17 protein-coding genes and 1 pseudogene are annotated in these 20,334 nt (G+C 61.0%); 5 read left to right on the top strand and 13 right to left on the bottom strand.

Annotation, left to right across the window (positions count from 1 at the left end):
* Positions 1-5: 5 nt before the first annotated feature.
* The 13 genes and pseudogenes from RQ479_RS21255 to RQ479_RS21195 all read right to left on the bottom strand — a co-directional run bounded on the left by RQ479_RS21255 (position 6) and on the right by RQ479_RS21195 (position 14,906).
* Entirely contained in the window at positions 6-563 is a 558-nt protein-coding gene (locus RQ479_RS21255; protein WP_376702508.1) for a hypothetical protein, read from the bottom strand.
* Positions 560-2,470, bottom strand: a complete 1,911-nt coding sequence (locus tag RQ479_RS21250) for a hypothetical protein (protein ID WP_376702507.1) — start codon at positions 2,468-2,470, stop codon at positions 560-562. The genes RQ479_RS21255 and RQ479_RS21250 overlap by 4 nt, the downstream gene beginning before the upstream one ends.
* Positions 2,440-5,364: a hypothetical protein gene (locus tag RQ479_RS21245; protein ID WP_376702506.1), complete on the bottom strand. Its 2,925-nt coding sequence runs from the start codon at positions 5,362-5,364 to the stop codon at positions 2,440-2,442. Before RQ479_RS21245 ends, RQ479_RS21250 begins: the two co-directional genes overlap by 31 nt.
* Positions 5,297-5,530 (bottom strand): hypothetical protein, encoded by a 234-nt coding sequence (locus RQ479_RS21240; protein WP_376702196.1) that lies wholly within the window; start codon positions 5,528-5,530, stop codon positions 5,297-5,299. The genes RQ479_RS21245 and RQ479_RS21240 overlap by 68 nt, the downstream gene beginning before the upstream one ends.
* A 2-nt stretch (positions 5,531-5,532) precedes the next feature.
* Complete coding sequence (locus RQ479_RS21235; protein WP_376702195.1) at positions 5,533-7,209, bottom strand: IS66 family transposase; 1,677 nt, start codon at positions 7,207-7,209, stop codon at positions 5,533-5,535.
* Between the two features lie 66 nt (positions 7,210-7,275).
* Positions 7,276-7,623: an IS66 family insertion sequence element accessory protein TnpB gene (tnpB, locus tag RQ479_RS21230; RefSeq protein ID WP_376702194.1), complete on the bottom strand. Its 348-nt coding sequence runs from the start codon at positions 7,621-7,623 to the stop codon at positions 7,276-7,278.
* The gene (locus RQ479_RS21225; RefSeq protein WP_376702193.1) at positions 7,620-7,973 is read right to left on the bottom strand and encodes a transposase; all 354 of its coding nucleotides are present in this window, start codon (positions 7,971-7,973) and stop codon (positions 7,620-7,622) included. Before RQ479_RS21225 ends, tnpB begins: the two co-directional genes overlap by 4 nt.
* Positions 7,974-8,023: 50 nt before the next feature.
* Positions 8,024-10,105 carry a hypothetical protein gene (locus tag RQ479_RS21220; protein WP_376702505.1) on the bottom strand — a complete coding sequence of 694 codons (2,082 nt, stop codon included), beginning with the start codon at positions 10,103-10,105 and terminating at the stop codon, positions 8,024-8,026.
* A 322-nt stretch (positions 10,106-10,427) separates the two neighbouring features.
* Complete coding sequence (locus tag RQ479_RS21215; protein WP_376702504.1) at positions 10,428-11,102, bottom strand: L,D-transpeptidase; 675 nt, start codon at positions 11,100-11,102, stop codon at positions 10,428-10,430.
* A gap of 447 nt (positions 11,103-11,549) precedes the next feature.
* A pseudogene (locus RQ479_RS21210) lies at positions 11,550-12,191 on the bottom strand (magnesium chelatase domain-containing protein); the annotation flags it as partial.
* Between the two features lie 160 nt (positions 12,192-12,351).
* The gene (gene gshB, locus RQ479_RS21205; RefSeq protein ID WP_376702503.1) at positions 12,352-13,293 is read right to left on the bottom strand and encodes a glutathione synthase; all 942 of its coding nucleotides are present in this window, start codon (positions 13,291-13,293) and stop codon (positions 12,352-12,354) included.
* Between the two features lie 222 nt (positions 13,294-13,515).
* A complete protein-coding gene (locus RQ479_RS21200) occupies positions 13,516-13,890 on the bottom strand; it encodes a GtrA family protein (protein ID WP_376702502.1) in 375 nt (124 codons plus the stop codon).
* Positions 13,891-13,898: 8 nt separating this feature from the next.
* The gene (locus RQ479_RS21195) at positions 13,899-14,906 is read right to left on the bottom strand and encodes a glycosyltransferase (protein ID WP_352571550.1); all 1,008 of its coding nucleotides are present in this window, start codon (positions 14,904-14,906) and stop codon (positions 13,899-13,901) included.
* 129 nt (positions 14,907-15,035) lie between these two features.
* Between RQ479_RS21195 and RQ479_RS21190 the strand changes: the two genes are divergently transcribed.
* From RQ479_RS21190 to RQ479_RS21170, 5 genes are all read left to right on the top strand, one after another.
* Entirely contained in the window at positions 15,036-16,838 is a 1,803-nt protein-coding gene (locus tag RQ479_RS21190; protein WP_376702501.1) for a GtrA family protein, read from the top strand.
* A 130-nt stretch (positions 16,839-16,968) separates the two neighbouring features.
* Positions 16,969-17,736 (top strand): SDR family NAD(P)-dependent oxidoreductase, encoded by a 768-nt coding sequence (locus RQ479_RS21185; RefSeq protein WP_376702500.1) that lies wholly within the window; start codon positions 16,969-16,971, stop codon positions 17,734-17,736.
* A 53-nt stretch (positions 17,737-17,789) separates the two neighbouring features.
* The gene (locus RQ479_RS21180; protein WP_376705987.1) at positions 17,790-18,686 is read left to right on the top strand and encodes a 2-dehydro-3-deoxygalactonokinase; all 897 of its coding nucleotides are present in this window, start codon (positions 17,790-17,792) and stop codon (positions 18,684-18,686) included.
* On the top strand, positions 18,683-19,321 hold the full coding sequence (locus tag RQ479_RS21175; protein ID WP_376702499.1) for a 2-dehydro-3-deoxy-6-phosphogalactonate aldolase: 639 nt from the start codon (positions 18,683-18,685) through the stop codon (positions 19,319-19,321). The genes RQ479_RS21180 and RQ479_RS21175 overlap by 4 nt, the downstream gene beginning before the upstream one ends.
* Positions 19,321-20,202 (top strand): SMP-30/gluconolactonase/LRE family protein, encoded by an 882-nt coding sequence (locus tag RQ479_RS21170; protein WP_376702497.1) that lies wholly within the window; start codon positions 19,321-19,323, stop codon positions 20,200-20,202. The genes RQ479_RS21175 and RQ479_RS21170 overlap by 1 nt, the downstream gene beginning before the upstream one ends.
* Positions 20,203-20,334: the final 132 nt, after the last annotated feature.

Here is a 20,334-nt window from a genome sequence, read left to right as displayed (position 1 = left end):
TCGTTCTAACTATGCGGCTTCCAGTTGCATGCGCTGCGCAACACAGCATGTTTTAGGTCGAACCCCTGAATGATCGCGTAAGGCCCCTTGCTATGATGGCACTCGAAATCAAAGGCGGAATCGGTGCCAGACCGGAAAATGTGGATCACTCCCTTGAAAGGCACCGGACCCTGCCAAGTTAGGTTGAAGTCGATGTCACCATGATTGGCCTGGACTCCGTTCGGTGTGCTGAAGCCCCCTCGGAGTTCACGCACGAAGACTGTTTTGCCTTCCAGCGCATTCACGACTCTGTGGTCGGCCGATGACTGGGATCGCCAAGGGCTATTTCCAGCAATAGCGGACGTCGGACCTCGGACTTCAACAATGATATCGACCGGCTCTCTGGTCAGATCGCTGGGCACCTTCGTCACCGTGCCATGTCCAGCTTGTCCACCAAGGGAACTTGTCGAAACCGAAATGTTTACACCAAAAATGATGAAGAGCAGCAGAGTCGCCGCGAGGCCACAACTGATCCCGTCGACCAAGCTGATGGATAACGTGGCCTCCCCTTCGTCTTCGTTCATGGTATGCCCTCAGCTGGAAGCGCATCTGTCTGCGGCCGTCTGTGCCGGGTGCCCGGCACCGTCTCTCGCTCAGCAAGGTCAATCTTCTCGATGAGCGTCTCCTCATATGCGAGGAGAGCAAGACGTTCCCGAGCGGTCTCCCAATCGATGAGGTATCCTGTGATCAGTCCGCCAACGAGAGCGATGAAGGTGTGCGAGAACGCGAAGGCCAATGGCCCTGTTACTGCGGCCATCGCCGATACACGCTCGGCCTGTGTCGACGCGCGGACGATGCCGTCGGCCCCATTGAGTGCGAGCAGGATCCCCAAGATAGTCCCGACAAAGCCTAGCGCCGGGAGTGCTCGCGCGAGATACCGCAACAACCATGCGGATTCATCGACCATGGCACGACGCGCTGCGCAGAATTCTCGGAAAAGCTCGGGCTGGGCCTCCCCCACGATCAGGCGCCTGATCGCTTTCTCAGCCATGAGGATGACAAGCGAATCTATTCGGACGGAGCCGGGGTCGGGGTATTGGTTTGGCGGCCGGCCGGTATGTTGCATCCTTTCAAGTTGTATTGCCATTTGGAGGGCGCGGCTTGAGCGCTGATCCGGGTCGGGTTCCTTGAGCTTTTCCTCAGCAGCTCCCAGCCATCCTTTCACGCTTTCGATTTCGCGGCGCATCTTCCAAAACAGCAACATCCGACCGAATACGAAGGCTGTGAGCATGACGATGCACCAGTTTAGAATGAACTGCGGCAGGCCCACCAGCATGTCGAGCCAGATCTTTGCACCCCGGACGTCCGAGGTGGTCATCGTCGCGCCAATGAGTTGTCGCGCAAACTGCTCCGCCAAGACTGTAGTAGCTGGGACAACACGATCGAATTCGCTGACAGTGCTAAGGGATACGGTTTGATTGAGCAACGTATCGATGGGGACGTCGCTGGGATGGCTATCTACAAGCGCGCCCATTCCTTCGAGCAGAGCACGAGCGAGATCGGCTTCATTGGGAATCTCGGTCGAGAAGACATCCGCATAGTGAAGCATCCAAGGTTGCTCTGCGAATTTGCCACCATCTGTCCAGGCGCAAGCAGTCTCGTGGTCGCTTGCGAGGCCCTGTTTGCTGGCAGCAGTGGGTGCCGGGAGCGGCTGGCGGCTTTCTCGCATGGCGTTGGCGAGCGCTGCCCAACGGCCGGGGAATCCAGCCATCACTTGCGACATCGCAGCAGACCAGCAATCCGGCGATGACGCGGAGCCGTTCGTGATTCCCGCGCCTTTGAGTTGCACTGACAGGTTCGTAAGCAGTGGCAAAGGTCTGATCTGGACAAGCGACTTTCCCTTCGCTGCTACCTGCAGCTTGTTGATCAGGTCCTGTGTTGCAAAGTCTTCGTCGCCCTCGGCCTTTTCACCAACGAAATCTTTGATCGAACGGTCGGGTTCCACAAGCCCCAGGCGTTTGAGAACCTCGAGCCATTGCGTTGGCGTGACCGCGTACTGGTCTGCGTAGTCGGGAATTGGCTGGTCTCCCGGTTTAGAGACCGTCGCCCAGGAAACCGCGCTACCCGGCAAGGGCATGAGTGGCTCGCCGAGCGAAGGATCCAAGATGTCACGGACAATGGGTGTTGTCTCAATTCTCGAATGCAGTGAGCTCTGAAAGTCGGACATGAACCCAGCGTATAGGAACGAGCTGAATGCCAGCGAAGCCGTCGCGAGCACCCACGATGCTCGCATTGAGAGCGCGACATGGACTCGGCCATCTTCGACCGATGTTACACGCAGTCGTCTTCGCATAATGGTCCGGAAACCCAGCCGACTACGACGAAGCAAACTGGTGATGTGTGGCGTCAACCAGGCCTGCAAGGCAACCCAATTGCCGCGAAGGGTATCGGTAATCGATGTTACTTGGTCTGATTTGCCGTCGTTGGACATGGTTTGCCATCGGAAGGGTTGGAGTAAGCCTTACGGAAAAGGCCAAGCGGGTTGACAAAGAAATTTTGAGACCAAACGTCGGTTGAGCCGGACAGGCTCGCAAGCATGTCAGCGCGCGCTCCAATGTCTCCCCAGTTCAGGATCGACGGGTTGCGGACAACGGCCGACTTATCCGGAAAAAGCGCCTTCAAGTTCGCTTCGGTAACGCACGCAAAGTCGCCTGCCGTTCCAGGAGGTTTTGCGATAGTAGTTAGCCACCACAGGCCCGACTGCGATCGATCCTCCTTGTCCGTAGTTCGGCCAGTGATCACCGCTTGTGAATGAGCCGCGTCGACCGGCTGGTCGGGAGCAATCCTGAGATCGGTATGCGCACCCAAAGAAACGAGACGTCCACACTGCGAATCGAGCCAGCCATTCATAGCCTGCGACCAAGATGCCCAGTCGACAAGTCTGGTAATGCTCAATCCCGCATCCCCGAACGCCAAGGCGTAACGGGAGGAGACCTGACGATCATCGATCAGGATCAACTGGCAAGCTGGATCGATTTTTGGGCGAACTATGAGAGGCGGTGGATTGTTGCTAAGAAGTTGGAGTGGGTGGAAACCCGCCGCGAGTTGGGCAAGTGTTCCCATTGGTTCGGCTTTCAGTAGGCTGTAAAGGTCGGAGTCGGGTGTCAATATGACGCTGTCGCTCTCAAGCGCTCCGGTTAGCTCGATTTGATCTTGGCCATCCTTGGTCTCCTCGATCAGACTGACCGGCTTAGCTTCCCAGCCTGGGATGATAGGTATCTGGGGCACCGCGTGCACCGCCTTAATTTTCACTCCCGCGTCGAGCTGGGCCAATACGATCTTCCGAAGCAGGCGGTGCCCGAACGGAGTTCCCTCCCAAGCAGCCACGCCTGCAAGGCCCCTGTCGCCAAAAATCGCGGTTTCTGCGCCAGTCGGCAGCGCGATCTCAACTGCTGCTGATCCCTTGACGAACTCCAGTGCAAGCACTTTGTTGAAACCGTCACGCGGCACTAGCACCGCAACTAGATCACTTCGGATATCGGCGTAGCTTCCGTCGCTGAATTTGAAGTGGACAGGTTGATGTGGAGAGTCGGGTCGCCTGAAACAGGCAACCACAACGCTACTATTAAGGATGTTTTTCATTGCATCGGATATGACGCGGGCGTCGTCCGAAATAAGGATGACATTTCCAGCGTGGTCGCCCTCGATGCTATTTCCCGCTCCGATTTGGGGCTCCTTGGCCCAAACGCGAGTTGTTCCCTTCTCCGGCATTCTCTGCGGGCAACTGTCAGGCACGACCGCTTCGGTCGAACTGACCGTTCCGCCGGCCAGTCCGCCATGTTTTTCCTCTGCCGTCTTAATGCCCTGCCCATCACCATTATTACCACCCGGAGCATCGCCCTCGCCATATGAGCCGGTCTTGTTGCCATTCTTGTCGAGAAGATTGACGACGATATCCATGTTCTTGAGCTGGTCAAAACTGAACTTGAAATCGAACAGAGATTCGATAAGGCGCTTGATTAGATCTGGCGTGACGCTACCGACATTCGGAGCGATCACCGTCAGTCCAATGCCTTTCCATTTGAAGCCCAGTTTTACGTGGCCGGTGTCGATATCGAAATCGCTGCTGACACCTATGAACCCCAACTGGGCGTGACCGCCCGCTGAGGGATGGTGGAATTCGGTCGTCGTCCTCAGGGAGAGATCGGCCTTAACGCCCAGCGATTTCCAATCGGCTGAACCGGTAACAACTACAAGCTTGTCGTCGCCTAGATGAATGACGAGCCCACCGGTTGTCTTGAGTCCCAGCAGCGACAGATCGGAAGTGGCAGTGATGTTCTTCGCCTTGCCGTCGATCTTGGCGACAGTTTTCATCGCTAGGATCGCGGATAATGGCGGCAGCGTTTCAGCATCCAACGATAAAATTTGCGCGCGAAAATCCGCGAGTCCGTGGGCTTTGAAAAGCGGAATAGTGAAGATTCGCAAGCTGCCGTCAACTTCGATCGTCTGCGCAGGACCATTTCCTGTAACTGCAGCAATAATCTGCAGGATAAACCCGTCGGGATCGACAATCAGGACCACAGTGGCGCCTACACGAAACTTGCCTGGTGGGTGTACCCAGACGCTGCCGTCGATCTGGCCGATGGCAAGGTAGGGCGGAATCGGAATGTACTCTTTGATAGTGACCGAGAAGCTATCGGGTAGGCTGAGTCCGCGACTTTCGATCACGATGCCTCCCAGTTTAACACCGATCATGTCCGCAAGTTTGACCCCGGCGTCTAAGGTGACACCGTATCGGCGATGCTCATTGTCAATTAGCGGCTGGATGTTTCCAATGCCGTTGTCGTCGATGGTCAGGTTTCCTATGGCTTGTGAAAGAAAGCCAAGCGCGCCGCTAACCATCGTGGAAGTGAAGTCGCCTTCTGCTTTGACCTCGAACGTTGGTATCAACTGCACCAAGAACGGCAGTGTGACGTTGTCGATAGGCTCGATCTCGACATGGAACACCAGTGCCAGTTTCCTGATGAGCGACGACTTGCTGACATCGAGTTGGATCGATTTTAGTTTGCCAAGCGATGCGAGCTCTTGCTCGAAACTGACTGCTTGATGGTCGACTGCTTCGAGCGCTGCGTGCTCCAGTACATCAAGTATCGCATCTTTCGTCTCAGACAGGTCGACGACGAGCCCATCGAGTTCGATCTGCTCGGCAATTCCCGGAATAGCGAGCGACCCATATAGAGTGAGTTGTACCCATCCGGTGAAGACCGCAGACGTCCGTATCTGGTGGCCATGAGGACCTGAGCACCGGAGTGCTGGGTCAAGCTTTCGATGGGGAGACGCGATGATATTCTTCGAGGAGGAGTTTGACCTCCTCGAAGCCTTCATCGGTGAAGGCCAAGATCTCGTCGTCATCGTTGGCGCCGTACACCCAGATGACGCCGTCCTCGGGCTCGAGACCGAGGGTCAGTTCCTGGATGAGCGCTTCGCTGACGCCGAGGTCCCTGGCGACACGTTCGACGGTGTAGACGTGATGCACCTTATTGCGCTGCATGATCAGGCCGCCGCTGGTTGGGTCCGCAATTTTGCGGATCTCCAATTCCACGGCAGCAAATCATCGATCCGATGGGCCGGATAGGCGGGCAGTCGGGCGAGGACGTCGGCGAGCCAGGCCTGCGGGTCGATATCGTTCATCTTGGCGCTGACGATCAGGCTGTAGAGAACGGCCGCGCGCTGTCCGCCGCGATCGGAACCGCAGAACAGCCAGGACTTTCTGCCGAGAGCGATGCCGCGCAGGGCTCGCTCGGCAGCATTGTTGGATAGGCAGATCCGCCCATCCTCGAGGAACCGGGTGAAGGATGACCAGCGGCGCAGCATGTAGTTGAACGCCTTGGTCAGGTCGTGCCCGCGCGAGAGCTTGTCGCGCGTCTCGATCATCCAGCGCTCGAGCTCGGTGACCAGCGGCGCGCTCCGCTCTTGGCGCCCGGCGTGGCGTTGGGCCGGCGACAGGCCGTTGATCGCGCGCTCGATATCGAACAGGGCATCCATGCGCTTCACGGCTTCAACCGCTAGCGGATAGACCAGGTTGGGCTTCTCGCCGTGCGCCTTCTTGCGCGCCGCCGCTTCGACATCGGCCAGCTCAAACACTTTGCGCCGGCTGTGGGCCCAGCAGCTGGCTTCCAGAACAGGCGCCGGCTGACGACCCGTCGCATAGAGATCGCCATAACCGCCAAAGGCATCGGCCTGCAGAATGCCGCTCCAGCCGGCGAGATGCGCCGCGGGATGTTCGCCTCGACGATCGCGGGAATAGTAGAACACTGCCGCCGGCGGATCGGCGCCGCCGAACGGTCGGTCATCGCGCACATAGGTCCATAATCGGCCGGTATCGGTCTTGCCCTTGGCCAGGACCGGCACCGTCGTGTCGTCGCCGTGCAGACGTGAAGCGGCCAGCACATGGGCTTCGAGCCGCTTGAACAGCGGCATCAGCGCCGCGGCGCCGGCGCCGACCTGATCGGCGAGCGTCGACAGGCTGAGCGGCACACCTTCGCGGGCATAGCGTTCGGCCTGGCGGTTGAGCGGCTGATGCTGGCCGAACTTCTCGAACAGGATCATCGCCAGCAGGCCGGGACCGGCCCAGCCGCGCGGGGTGGCGTGGAACGGCGCCGGAGCCTGGCTGATCGTCTCGCAGTCGCGGCAGGTGAACTTCTCCCGCACGTGCTGGATCACCTTCCATTGCCGCGGCACCACCTCCAGCGTCTCGGTGATATCCTCACCCAGCTTGCGCAGCCGATGACCGCCGCAGCAATGGCAAGCGGTCGGCGCCGGCTCGACCACGCGTTCGCGCGGCAGATGCTCGGGAAATGGCTGGCGCGCCGGTCGTTTGCGCACATAAGGCGCCACCTCGGTGGTCCGGGCCGCGGCCTGTTCGGCGGCGATCTCGTCTTGCGTCGCGGTGCTCTCGAGTTCCTCGAAGGTGAGCTCCATCTGATCGTGCAGGCGGGCTGAGCGTTCAGAACTCTGACCATGCAGCGCCCGCTGCAGCTTGCGGATCGTCAGATGCTGATGCGCGATCAGCGCCGCATCATCCGATGCCTTGGCCCTGGCGACCGCCAGTTCGGCCTCGACCAGCGCAGCGCGCGCAGCCTCGTCTTCGGCTCTGGCCAGCGCCGCGGTCAGCGCTGCTCTCAGCGCGCCGATATCGTCCGGAACAGCATCCTGGGCGGTGGCAACCATGCCCTGGAGTGAATCATAAAACGCGTCCGCTGACTCGCGGAAAATGGCGCAAACTCAAAGAAAAACTCAGCCCGCGCGCTGCGGGCGGAAGGTGTGAACCGGGTTGCGCCAATCGATCCCGTCGAGCATGTAGGCGAGCTGCGCCGGCGATATGGAAACCATGCCGTCCGCCGGCGACGGCCATAGAAACCGGCCCTTCTCGAGCCGTTTTGCATACAGCGACATGCCGAGCCCATCATGCCAGATAATCTTGATCAGATTGCCGCTGCGGCCGCGGAAGACATAAATATCGCCGGCATGCGGATCCCGGCCCAACGTCTCCTGAACCTGCAGAGCGAGGCCTTGCATCCCACGACGCATATCGGTCCGGCCGACCGCCAACCAGATCCGCACCTGGCTCGGGACCGGGATCATGAAACGCCCAGCGCCTTCACCATCGCCGCCGCCAGTGTCGGCGGCGTGGTCAGCGGAATCCGCAGCCGCACCTTGCCGGCGACCTCCAGCTCGATCACCGCTGGGGATGCCGCCGGCCGCGAAACGGCGACAGGCTCGTCGGGAGCCACGACAACTTCGGCAAAGCCCGTCTCGCGGGCTCTCATCGTGCGGCGCCACTTGTAGATCAGGCTGGTCGCGACATCGTACTGACGCGCCACCGCCGCCACCGTGGCCCCGGGCGCGAATGCCGCGGCCAGTATCCGGCACTGATCCGCTTCACTCCAACGGCGCCGCCGCTCCGGCCCGGTCAATAACGTCACATGGCTCATGCTGTGCTGCTAACTACGCTCGTAAGGACGACCTTAAGAGCGCAGCCTCGCTACCGTGCCATCCTCCCGCAAGGCGGCCTTCGCCGGAGGCGTACAGTGAGTTTGCCCTTAGCGAAGGCGATCTGCCGTATCGAGGTCCATTCGGCGAGAGTCGGATTGAGAACCGCCAGCAGTCGCTTCACGGTGCTTGCTGGCAGGCTTACTCCCTCGACGCTAATTGACGCGAGCGGAAGATCCTCCCCAACCTTCCATTTTCCATCAATGCTGATACCTATGATGCGCAGGGATTCGTCAGCTGTAGACACGAGATCTGCTTTGAGTAGTACTTTCCCCGCCGAGTTGGTAAATGTGACGTTTTGGAACGAGAATTGTTGGCCGGCGACGCTGACAGTCTTCGTCTTAAGTGCGTTTACCGCATCGCTCGCCGCCGCGTTCGTCATCGCGAGGACCTGCCGTGCGATACACTCCTGCACAGGCTTACCCTTCACCAGCACCCCGATCTGGTCGGCAATAGCTCCGAAGGGGTTCGAGGTATCAAGCGAGACCGATGTAACCGTTTCCCCATCTTGTGTGATTGTGGCAGAAAGACCAAGGTTTCCATTCGGGAGCTGGGTGAGCGAAAGCCCTGTAACGCCAAGGCACTGAGACGCGGCAATATCGATGCTCGGCAGCTTGCTCAGGAATTGGCGTTTGGCATCTTCCAATACTCCATCGGGCCAGTGTGCCTCGATCAGCTTAGGATGGGTCGGATCGGCGAACGGAATGGAAAGCGTAACCGATGTCTCGACCGTGCTGCCACCGCCATTGAGGGTGAACCCTCCGAGCGGCAACCGCATCACCCCATGGATGACCGCGTTGCCACCGATCATATCGACCTCGACGGCACCTACGGTGACCGCGAAATCAGAACTTTCAAAATGCAGAGGTGGGAGGCTTCTCTGAAGCTCGGCCGAGACGTCTGCTAGGAGAATCTTCTCAATCGTCACAAACTGCGGCTCGACCGCAACCGAGGTTCCGTTCTTCATCAGATCTAAGGTGATCGTCTTGGTGTACAACTTCCCAAGGACAACATAGAGCGACAAACTCATATTCTGGAGGGTTTGGTCGACCCCAATGAGTTGGGCATCGACGACGGAGACGCCGTTAGGTAGCCCGAGCTTGCGCAATGTTTCGACCAGTGCTTTCACATCGACGACGGGGATGTTGGGGAGCATAGGGTCAGTGCCGATGACTAAATGATCATCAACTACCGTCACGTGATTAATGGTGATGCCGAGCGGCCACTGCACCGTGAATTTCGTATTGCTGGCATCGTTCGAAATGACTGCCTGAAGCTCGACAGAGTAGCGGCTCCCATCGTCGGCAAAGGGGATGAAAGCGAGCTTGGCACGGTCCGGCGACGCCGACACCTGGTCATCGGCCGGCGGAACGACTCGTGGGGCAACCTTTTGAGGCGTCGGCACCGGGGGAGCCACGACGTTTGCGACGGGTAGCGCGCAGCCTTTGGCCCAGCTTTCCACTTGCGTCGCGATCAACTTCGCGACACTACGGTTTGCCTCTAGATCCTTAGGGCTCTTGGCCTGCGTTGCGTTTGCTGAACAGATCTTGAAAGAATCGGCAGACGCATGGCGTAGCGTACTCGCAAGAGCGGTTAGCCGAGCGGACGATGGTGGCCAGGGCTCACTGGTCGACCAGTCGCCTGGTTTGAGGACGGGCAGTGCACCGGACGAAAGATCCTGGCTGAAGAGATCAATCTCGGCGGCGAGTCGGTCATCAGAAACGACCTGCTCCACCACCCGGTGTACGTCGTTTAGCGCCTCTTCAGGGCCAGGGCTGTTTAGAATGGTGGAGGCGAGAGCCGGAAGGTAAGGCGCAATCGCTGCCGCTACCTCGCGCGCCTCGACCAACTCTACCGGCACGTCGATCTGGTTGCTACCGTTTCCGAAACTGCCAAGCTGTGCGCAGAACTTTTTTGTATCTTCGCCCGCCAGCAAAGCCCCCTCGAGTACGGTGGGCTTCTGGAGCGCTTCTTTTAGCGCTTCCGTGCTTTGCGTCGCTAGTTTGCGAGCGATCCGTTCCCAGCCTTCTTGCGCAAAGACAGTTGGCGAGTTCAAAGGGGGCGTCTCGGTCAAGTCTTGGATCTGTCGCGCCAGCGCCCAATGCTGATCCGCATTTGGGGAGCCGCAGCTTGAGAAGTCATCACCCAGCACTGAGCTCGATGAGGCCAGCAGAACACTAATCGCCCCAATCCTGGACGTGGCGAATAGCGATTGAACCCAACCATCCAGCACAGACACCCCCCTTGAAGTTGCACAGCAACTCTGTTGATCGTCGACGTTGTGGCTGGCAGGCCTCCCGCAGTCATTCTTTAAGGAAATTGCGTCGTCACAAGCGGTGTGTCGGCCAGATATCGCCTACGCCCATGCGCTGTTGTTTGCGCACCTAAATGCGGTGTCACGGAATCCCAATCGGTATCGGGTTAAGCAAGTCGCCGATCCCAGGAGGCGGATCCATTTCATCATCGCCAGCGCCCTCTTCAGCGTCGCCCCCAACTAACACCGAGACACGAACTATCTCGCAGCGGTTGAACGTTGTGTTGTTTCCGGCATTGCCGATCGCCTGTATCAGCTTAGCCATATCGTCGTTTGAGAGCCGCAAGCATCCATGAGTGGCACGCAGCTTTCCGCCACCTCCAAGGTCGCCGCCATGGATAAGCAGTCCTATCCGATTGTTGGCGTCCGCCTGCTTTGCTTGGCCACTTTCTGGCTTCAAGACTATCGCCCCATTGGGTCCATAGCTGTGGGTGCTGTAGTTCGTCCCATCACCGGTAGCCGTTAGTCGAGGAACGGAGTAGGTGCCCTCCGGAGTATCTCCGAAAGGCAGGGTGGGCTCCCGATTCACGTTCCCCACCGAAATCGCCTTTTGGTTATCCGCCTTACCAAGCACGTCAAGGTCGGAGACCAGGAGGCTCCCATCAGCTGCCTCGAGGGAGAGGGTGCCTGTCTTCGTTCTATCGAGGGGGAGGTTCACCTTAATAACTAAGTCAGCGCCACTAGTAGGGGCAGACTTTGTCGTTGCAAAGAAACCTAAGGCCCCAAGTCCAATCGTTACGTCGCGCCGATGGATCACATGCCCCTCCCGCCTAATACCAATCAACTGGCATGTAAGACGATACTCAAATTCACTTGGATAACCGTGAACTGAGTCGTCTGTCGTACAGCACCCCAGAAATACTCGGTTAATGCCGGTGAAATGAAATAACACTCGCCACGAAATCGTAGCGATTCCCGTCGCTTTCCTTAAGTCGAACCTAATGTATACACCTAATGAAAAAATTGGCAAGTAATAGATGGGACGGTAAACTAACCAATAGCAGGGCTTTGCCGGAATGTCCTCATCGACTTTGAATTCTTGGAGCCGACTTGCGTTGCGACTAAGTCGAGATCTCGCGGCGTCGCCTGTGATCAAAGCCCCCTAGTGGCACCGTTGCGAGCTTTCCGGTGCATAAGCCTGGAACGCGTTGCCGCGACGGGAGTTTGTGACCTTTCCAGCAGGCCATTTAATTAGCCACAATGTCAGTAGATTGTGGCCGCCGGCCGCCGCCACCTCGAGCGCCCGCTTGGCGGTCTCCTGGCCCTTGATGTCGGCAAGGTCGGGCAGGTCGCGCGCCGAAGCATGGATGCCGGCTTCCGGCCGTGACAGGACCTGCGTGCCGCGAAAATGATTGGCGATGGCAATCAGGCTGCGCGGCGCCAGTATGTCGAAATCCTTGCCGGCCCACGCCGCTTCCGGCCCGCAGGCGAACGGGCAGATCAGGCCCTTGCCTTCGGCATTGGCGCCGATCGCCGCCGGCAGAGCGCCGGCCACCGCGGCAATGGTGCCGTCGAGCGACAATTCGCCAAGCACGACATAGCCGGCCAGCATGTCGCCAGGAACGGCGCCGAGCGCTGCCATCAGCCCGAGCGCGATCGGCAGGTCGTAATGGCTGCCTTCCTTTGGCAGGTCAGCAGGCGCCAGATTGACGGTGACCTTCTTCGACGGCATCGACAGGCCGGATGCATGCAGTGCTGCCTGCACCCGCTCGCGGCTTTCGGCTACAGCCTTGTCGGCCAGGCCGACGATGTGCATGTTGACCTTGCCCGGCGCGATCATCACCTGCACGTCGACCGGCACGGCCTCGATGCCCTGGAAAGCAACCGTGCGAACCCGCGCCACCATGTCTTCACCCCGATGCAGGCTTTGCCCCAAGCCTTTGCGATCATGCCGCGAACGGCGTCACCGGAGACAACCACAGATTTCCGGCGAAGGCAAGAACATTTGGGGAACAGCTGAACGCAGCGGCTGCAATGGTTTGCAAGGCGGCCGCTCCGAAGCGAGACTAGTTACGCTTCTCCTCCACGGCATCCCAGAACAGGCTGGCGATGTCGGCGCCGCCGAAGCGCTGCACTTCGCGTATGCCGGTCGGTGAGGTCACGTTGATCTCGGTCATATAGTCTCCGATGACGTCGATGCCGACAAGGATGAAGCCGCGCTCCTTCAGCGAGGGGCCGATGCGGGCGCAGATCTCGCGTTCGCGTTCCGTCAGCTCGGTTTTTTCGGCGCGGCCGCCGACATGCATGTTGGAGCGCGAATCATGCTCGGCCGGCACGCGGTTGATGGCGCCGACCGGCTCGCCGTCGATCAGGATGATGCGCTTGTCGCCAGCCCGCACCTCCTTGAGATAGCGCTGCACGATGTACGGTTCGCGGAACATCTGGCCGAACATTTCGAGCAGCGAGGCGAGGTTGCGGTCGGCCTCGTGCAGATGGAAGATGCCGGCGCCGCCATTGCCGTAGAGCGGCTTGACGATGATATCGCCGAACTCCTTGCGAAAGGCGGCGACCTCGAGCGGGTCCTTGGTGATCAACGTGTCGGGCATCAGGTCGGGAAATTCGGTGACGAAGATCTTTTCCGGGCTGTTGCGCACCCAGGCCGGATCGTTGACCACCAGCGTCTTCGGATGGATGCACTCGAGGATATGCGTGGTGGTGATGTAGTTCATGTCGAAGGGCGGATCCTGACGCAAAAGGATGACGTCCATCTCCGATAGGTCGGTGCGGTCTTCTTCGCCCAGCGAGTAATGATTGCCCTTCTCGTCGCGGACCTGCATCGCCTCGATGCGGGCAAACACCTTGCCGTCGCGCAGCGACAGCCGGTCGGGCGTGTAGTGGAACAGCTGGTGCCCGCGCCGCTGCGCTTCCAGCGACAGCGCAAACGACGTGTCGCCGGCAATCGACACGGTGGAGATGTGGTCCATCTGGACGGCGACTTTCAGGGGCATGGGTGCTCTCCGACGCACTTGAAGCGACGTGCGTCCACCTGGACGCACATACGCTCCAAACACTTTTGAATCCATGCATCGTACTGCCCGAAAATCGATTCCGATTTTTCAGGCCGATGCATCGACGACAGCGATATAAGGAAATCGGCGGCTTCTGCCAATCGGCCAAGGTCATGATGAGGCTGCGCTTCGCTTGGCGCAGACCCCAATGCGATGTGCCTTCTAGCGGTCGAAGACCAGCTTGGAATAGCCGAGGAAGGACAGCGCCATGGCAATCAGCGAGGCGACCGCAAGGGCAATGAGCGGCGACACCATCGGCAGCGCGAACAGCATGGCGCAATAGACGAGATAATTGACGACGCTGGTGGCAATACCGACGCCGCCGTAGCGTGCGCCCTCTCGCGCGACGCCGCGGCTGGAAGGCGAGAAGGTCAGATGGCGGTTGATCAGCCAGGTGACGGACAGGGCAAAACCGATCGAGATGATGCGAGCCGCGAAAGGTCCGAGCGGCGCTATCGTCAGCACCAGCCAAAGCGCCGCCGCGTCGGCGACGAAGCCGATGCCGCCGGCGACAATGAAGCGGGCGAGGCGTCCCATTTGGGGCTCTAAGCCGCCCGTGGGGTCTTGCGCGGTCCGGCCTTCAAAGTCGCGAGCGCGCTTGCGCGTTCGCGTTCGACGCGGCCGGAAGGCATCGATAGATAGAAGATGCGCTTCTGCTCGGCCCGGCCGCGCGACACCGAATCGAGGATTACCCCGGTCACCGCCGCCAGCATCGACAGCAGCAGCAGCCCGACCGATAGTACCCAGGTCGGCATGCGCGGCACAAGTCCGGTTTCGGCGAACTCGATCAGCACCGGCGCCATCAGAAACAGGCTCGATGCCAGGAAAAACACCGAAAACGCGCCGAAGAAACGCAACGGCTGCGTCTCCTTCATCAGCATGGCGAACATCCACAGGATCTTCGCGCCGTCGCGAAAGGTCGACAGCTTCGACGAGGAGCCTTCCGGCCGGCGGCCATAGTCGAGTCCGATCTCGCTGACCGGCAATTTGAGCTGCGAGGCGTGCACCGACATTTCGGTCTCGATCTCGAAGCCGCCGGAAACGGCGGGAAAACTCTTGACGAAGCGCCTGGTGAAGGCGCGGTAACCCGAGAAGATATCGGTAAAGTCCGAGCCGAACAGCCGCTTGTAGAGGCTGTTGAAGATGCGGTTGCCGAAGGCGTGGCCTGTCCTGCCGGCATCGTCGGCGACCCCGCGCCTCGTGCCCACCACCATGTCGGAGCGCTCGGTCAACAGAGTGTTGATCAGTTGCGGCGCGTCCTCCGGCGCATAGGTGCCGTCGCCGTCGGCCATCAGGTAGATGTCGGCCTCGATGTCGGCGAACATGCGGCGCACGACATTGCCTTTGCCCTGGCGCGGCTCGCGCACCACGATGGCGCCGGCGGCGCGGGCTCGGAGCGCCGTCAGATCGCGCGAATTGTTGTCGTAGACATAGATCGCGGCGGCAGGCAGCGTTTCGCGAAAGCGCCGCACCACTTCGCCGATCGTCAGCTCCTCATTGTAGCAAGGCAGCAGCACGGCGATGCTCGGCTCATGGCGCACTTCTTGTGGCATTTTCGTCTCCGGATGCCCTGTGATGCCCCTGACCGCTCAAACGCCGGCCTCGCTCGGGCGGCTTTACTATTTATTGAAGCTGTTAAGGCTAGGTTTAAACCGCCCCTTATTCCTTCCAAAGGTCCTGATATGAGCACAGCCGACGATGGCGCCTCCAATTGGAGGTCCGATATCGCGCTGGCGCTGCTTGCCACATTGCTGGCACTTGCTGTCAATGCCCTTGCCGGCTTCCCGGAATTGACCAATGCCGGCGGCGACAACGACAATCTGCTGCGCCTTGTCGAAGTTCGCGACATGCTGGCCGGCCAGGGCTGGTTCGATCTTCACCAGTACAGGATGGGCCTGGAAGGCGGCTTCGTTATGCATTGGTCGCGGCTGGTCGATGCGCCGATCGCCGCGATCATCATGGCCGTCTCGGCCCTGACCGGCAGCGCGGCCCTTGCCGAGCATGTCGCCCAAGTGCTGTGGCCGGCGCTGCTCTTTTGCCTGACCGTATTTTTCACCGCTCGCGCCGCACGCAGTTTTGCCGGTGACGCCGCCGTGCTGCCGGCTGTCGTCGTCGGCGCCGCCGCACTGCATTTCCTCGGCATTTTTTCGCCTGGCGCGCTCGATCACCACAATGTCCAGCTGATGCTGAGCATGGCCAGCCTGAGGCTGTTGCTTGAAGCGCCATTGCGCAAGCCGGCGGCATTGCTCTCCGGCCTGTGCGCCGGGCTGATGCTGGCCATCGGTATGGAGACCGCGCCTTACGTTGCCACCATCGGCGCCTCTGTCGCCATGCTGTTTGCCCTCGACGTCAATGGCGAGAGGTCGATCACCAGGGATTTCGGCCTCGGCTTTGCCGGCGTCTCCGCCCTCGTCTTTGTCGTCACCATTCCGTGGTCCGCCTGGGGTCAGGCGCAATGCGACGCCTTCTCGGCCGTGCAGTTCGTCGTCGCAGCGATTGCCGGAACCGGCCTTGCAGCCATAGCGTCGATCGAGCCGGCAGGCCGCACGCGCCAACGGCGTATCGCCTCACTTGGCCTGCTTGCCCTGATATTGGGCGCTGTCGTCGTCTTGTTGTTCCCACAATGCCTGACAGCGCCCTATGCCAATCTCGATCCGCGCCTCAAGGAGCTATGGCTTGATCACATCGACGAGGCGCAATCGCTGTTCAAGCTGCTCGCTGAAGATCCGGCCAGGGTGGTGGCGCGCTATGCCACGCCGTTCATTGCGCTCGTGCTGATGGCGCTTCGCCTTGGCCGCGGCGACTGGAGGCGGCAGGACAGCCTTGTCGGCGCGCTGCTTGGCGTGGCCTTCATCGTTAGCGCCTGGCAGGTGCGCGGTTCGACATTCTCGATCGCCTTCGCTGTCATCCCGCTTGCCGCCTGGATTGCCAAATGGCGTCAACGGGCCGAGGCCAGCCCGTCGCGCGGTGTGGCGCTGCGTATGGCTGCCGTCTGGCTGGTTTCGGTGAATGCGGTCTGGACTGGGGCTGCCGCGGCGACCTCGGTAGCCTTCGACGACAGCAACACCGCCGCCGATAATGGCGACGGCACGGATGTCGCTTGCCAGCGCATGGCCTCCTTTGCAGCACTCGGCCGCCTGCCCGGCACCACCGTGCTGGCAATTTCCAATCTCGGATCGCCGATCCTGGCCTATTCCGGACATCGCGTCTTCGCCGGGCCCTATCATCGCAACGTCGCCGGCAACCTGCTGGCGCTCGATGCCTTCCGTGGGTCCGATGCCGATGCCAGGACGATCCTGGCGGACCATCACGTCAGCCTCGTCGCGCTGTGCCCCGGCAGCGCCGAAAGCAAGCTCCTCGCCGCCAAGGCGCCGGCAGGCTTTCTTGCCGGGCTGATGCGCGGCAGCGTGCCGGAATGGCTTGAGCCGGTTGCCGGGACCAGCGGAGCCGCCGTCGAATTGTACCGCGTCCGGCTGGGCAGTTGATCGATCGGCGGCCCGTGCGGCCTTTGTCGGACATAAGTCCTGACAATCCACTCGTTCGCCCTTGCCCGCCCGACACGGCTGGATAGGATGCGCGCCGGCCGACCGAGATCATTGGACCGGGAGAGAATTCATGATGCCATCGGCACGCTTTGCCGACCTCGAAGGCGCTTCGGTGCTGATCACCGGCGGCGGCTCCGGCATTGGTGCTGCCTTGACCGAAGGTTTTGTCCGCCAGGGGGCAAAGGTCGCCTTCATCGATATAGCGGACCGTCCGAGCCTGGCGCTGGCCGATCGGCTAGACAAGGAGCTCGGCCGGCGGCCGCTCTACCTCAAGACCGACATACGCGACATCGAGGCCTTGCGGCTATCAGTCGCCAAGGCCGCCGAGGCGCATGGTGACGTCACCGTGCTGGTCAACAATGCCGCTCAGGATGACCGTCATGCCGTCGAAGACGTCACGGTGGAGTTCTGGGACAACAACCATGCCATCAATCTGCGTCCGCATTTCTTCAGCGCACAGGCGGTGGCGCCGGGCATGAAGCGGGCCGGCGGCGGCTCGATCATCAACTTCACCTCGACGTCGTTTCTCATCAACCATCCCGATATGCCGGCCTACACCGCCGCCAAGGCTGGCATCGTCGGCCTCACCAAGGGTCTTGCCGGCAAGCTCGGCGTCGACGGCATCCGTGTCAACGCGATCGCGCCCGGCTGGGTGATCACCGAGCGGCAGAGAAAGCTCTGGGTCACCGAACAGGCGCTCGCCGCCCATGTCGCCAAGCAGTGCATCAAAGAGGTGATGCAACCTGAAGACATTGTCGGCACCGTGCTGTTCCTGGCGTCGGATGCTTCACGCATGCTGACCGCGCAGATGCTGATTGTCGACGGGGGGTTCCTGTGATCTCGCCGAGCAAGGCGGCGTCTGTCGCGGCTGTCGACTGGGGCACCACCCGCATGAGGGTATGGCTGCTCGACGGCACCGGCAAGGTTCTCGCCGAGCGGCGCGCCGATGACGGACTGATCACCGCCCAGGCTAAAGGATTTTCGTCCATTCTCGAAGGGCATCTGGCCGCCATGGGTGCAGCCGAGGCGCTGCCGGTCATCATTTGCGGCATGGCCGGTTCGCGCCAGGGCTGGCTGGAGGCGCCCTATGTCAGCGTGCCGGCGCCGATTGGCGCTATCCTCGCCGGCGCTGCCCACATCCCTGGCCAGCGCCGTGATATCCGCATCGTGCCTGGCCTTGCCCAACGCCTCGCCGATGCACCTGACGTCATGCGCGGCGAGGAAACCCAGCTTGCCGGCGCCGGTTTGCCGGCAAAGGGACGCCACCTCGTCTGCATGCCTGGCACCCATTCGAAATGGGTACTGGTCGAGGACGGCTCCGTTGCCGGCTTCGGCACATGGCCGACCGGCGAGCTGTTTTCTGTGCTCGCCGCGCACTCGATCTTGCGCCATTCGCTGGGCGAGCCGCCGAAGCCGGTTGCCACCGAAAGTCCGTTTTTCCGGGGCTGGTGCCTGAAGGCGTTGGCCGAGGGCGGTGACATCGTTTCAAGACTGTTCTCGATCCGCGCCGCCAGCCTGTTGCAGGACCTGAAGCCCGAGGATGCCGCCGCCTGCCTGTCCGGCCTGCTGATCGGCGGCGAGATCGCTTCGGCAAATCGCCGTTATGGAGCAAGTGCTGTGCCCGCCGTGCTGATCGCGTCGGGCGCACTTGGCGCGCTCTATGCCGAGGCGCTCGGCCTTGCCGGGCTCGCTTTCAGGGCGGTCGACGCCGACGAGGCGGTGCGTGCCGGGCTTGCCGAAGCCGCGCGCGAAAATGGCATGATCGCCGGAAATGGAGTTGCCGCATGACAGAGACCGCACCTTTTCCAAAGCTCGAGCGCGGTCTGGTCGCGATCCTGCGTGGCCTCAAGCCAAGCGAGGCGGTGGCGATCTGCCAGGCGATCTTCGGCGCCGGCATCGAAGCGATCGAGGTGCCGCTCAATTCGCCCGAGCCCTTTGTTTCAATCGCCAGCATTGTCGAAGCGCTTCCTCCAACAGCCCTGGTCGGCGCCGGCACGGTGCTCACCACCGCCGATGTCGACGGTCTGCACAAGGCCGGCGGGCGGCTGCTGGTCAGCCCCAATATCGATGCCGAGGTCATGGGCCGTGCCATGCAGTACGGCATGGTGACAATGCCCGGCGTGTTCACGCCGACCGAGGCATTCCAGGCCATTCGGCTCGGCGCATCAGCGCTGAAATTCTTCCCAGCGAGCGTACTTGGCGCGGCGGGCATTTCGGCGATGCGCGCGGTGCTGCCGGCCAGTGTGCTGGTCGGCGCCGTCGGCGGCGTTTCGGACAAGGATTTTGCCGGCTACAAGGCGGCCGGCGTCAGCGTCTTCGGTCTGGGCTCCAGCCTGTTCAAGCCGGGCATGAACGTCGACGAAGTGGCAGCACGGGCGAAAGCCGCAGTTCAGGCCTGGGACGCGGCGTTTGGAGTGGCATGATGAGTGAGACCATCGTTTCGGTTTTTTCCGACCATGTCTGCCAATTGGGCGAGGGGCCAAGCTATGACCCCGCTACCGACACGCTCTACTGGTTCGACATCGTAAATGGCCAGCTCCTGGAACAGCGTCTGTCGGGCGGTGCCGTCAAAATCCACGAGCTCGGTCAGATGGCCAGCGCCGTCGCCATCGTCGACGACCGGCGCCAGTTGATCGCCACCGAGACCGGCCTGCATGTCCGCGACGTCGCGACCGGCAAGCTGACGTTGCACACGCCGATCGAGGCCGACAATGCGGTCACCCGCTCGAACGATTCACGCGTTCACCCTTGCGGCGCGCTCTGGGTCGGCACCATGGGCAAGGGCGAGGAGAAGGGCGCCGGTTCGATCTACTGGTTCTTCAAGGGCGAGCTGCGCCGGCTTTATGCCGACATTACCGTGCCCAACTCGATCTGCTTTTCCGAGGATGGGACCATTGCCTATTACACCGACACCAGCACCGGCCTGTTGATGCGCGTCGGTTGCGATCCGGCGACCGGCCTGCCGGTTGGCGAACCGAAGGTTTTCGTCGACCACCGCTCGGCCAGGGGCTATATCGATGGTTCGGTGCTCGACCGCGACGGCATATTGTGGAACGCCTGCTGGGGCGGCGGCGTCGTCGAAGCCTATGGACCCGACGGCAAGCTTGTCCGTTCGGTGGCGATGCCGGTCACGCAACCGTCCTGTCCGGCTTTTGTCGGCGGGAATGCCGACCGGATCGCGGTCACCTCCGCCTGGTCGGGCAAGAGCGAGAAGCAGCACCTGCTCGACCCGCAAGCCGGCATGACGTTTATGCTCGACATTCCGGTCAATGGTCGCTTCGAGCCACGCGTGCTGATTGGCTGACCATGATCCTGAACCTTTGGTTCGGGAAAGGTCATGGTCAAACGAGAACATGGTGCACTTGCTGTCGTGCAGGCGTCCGATCGGCGTCGGTTCCGCGCAAGCCGAATGCGTTCGCCGTGCGATGGTAGGCAA

This window comes from Mesorhizobium sp. ISC25 (assembly GCF_042295465.1).
In the GTDB taxonomy this organism is placed as follows: domain Bacteria; phylum Pseudomonadota; class Alphaproteobacteria; order Rhizobiales; family Rhizobiaceae; genus Mesorhizobium.
Note: the sequence above shows the minus strand (reverse complement) of the source record. Positions and strands in the feature narration are given on the sequence as shown.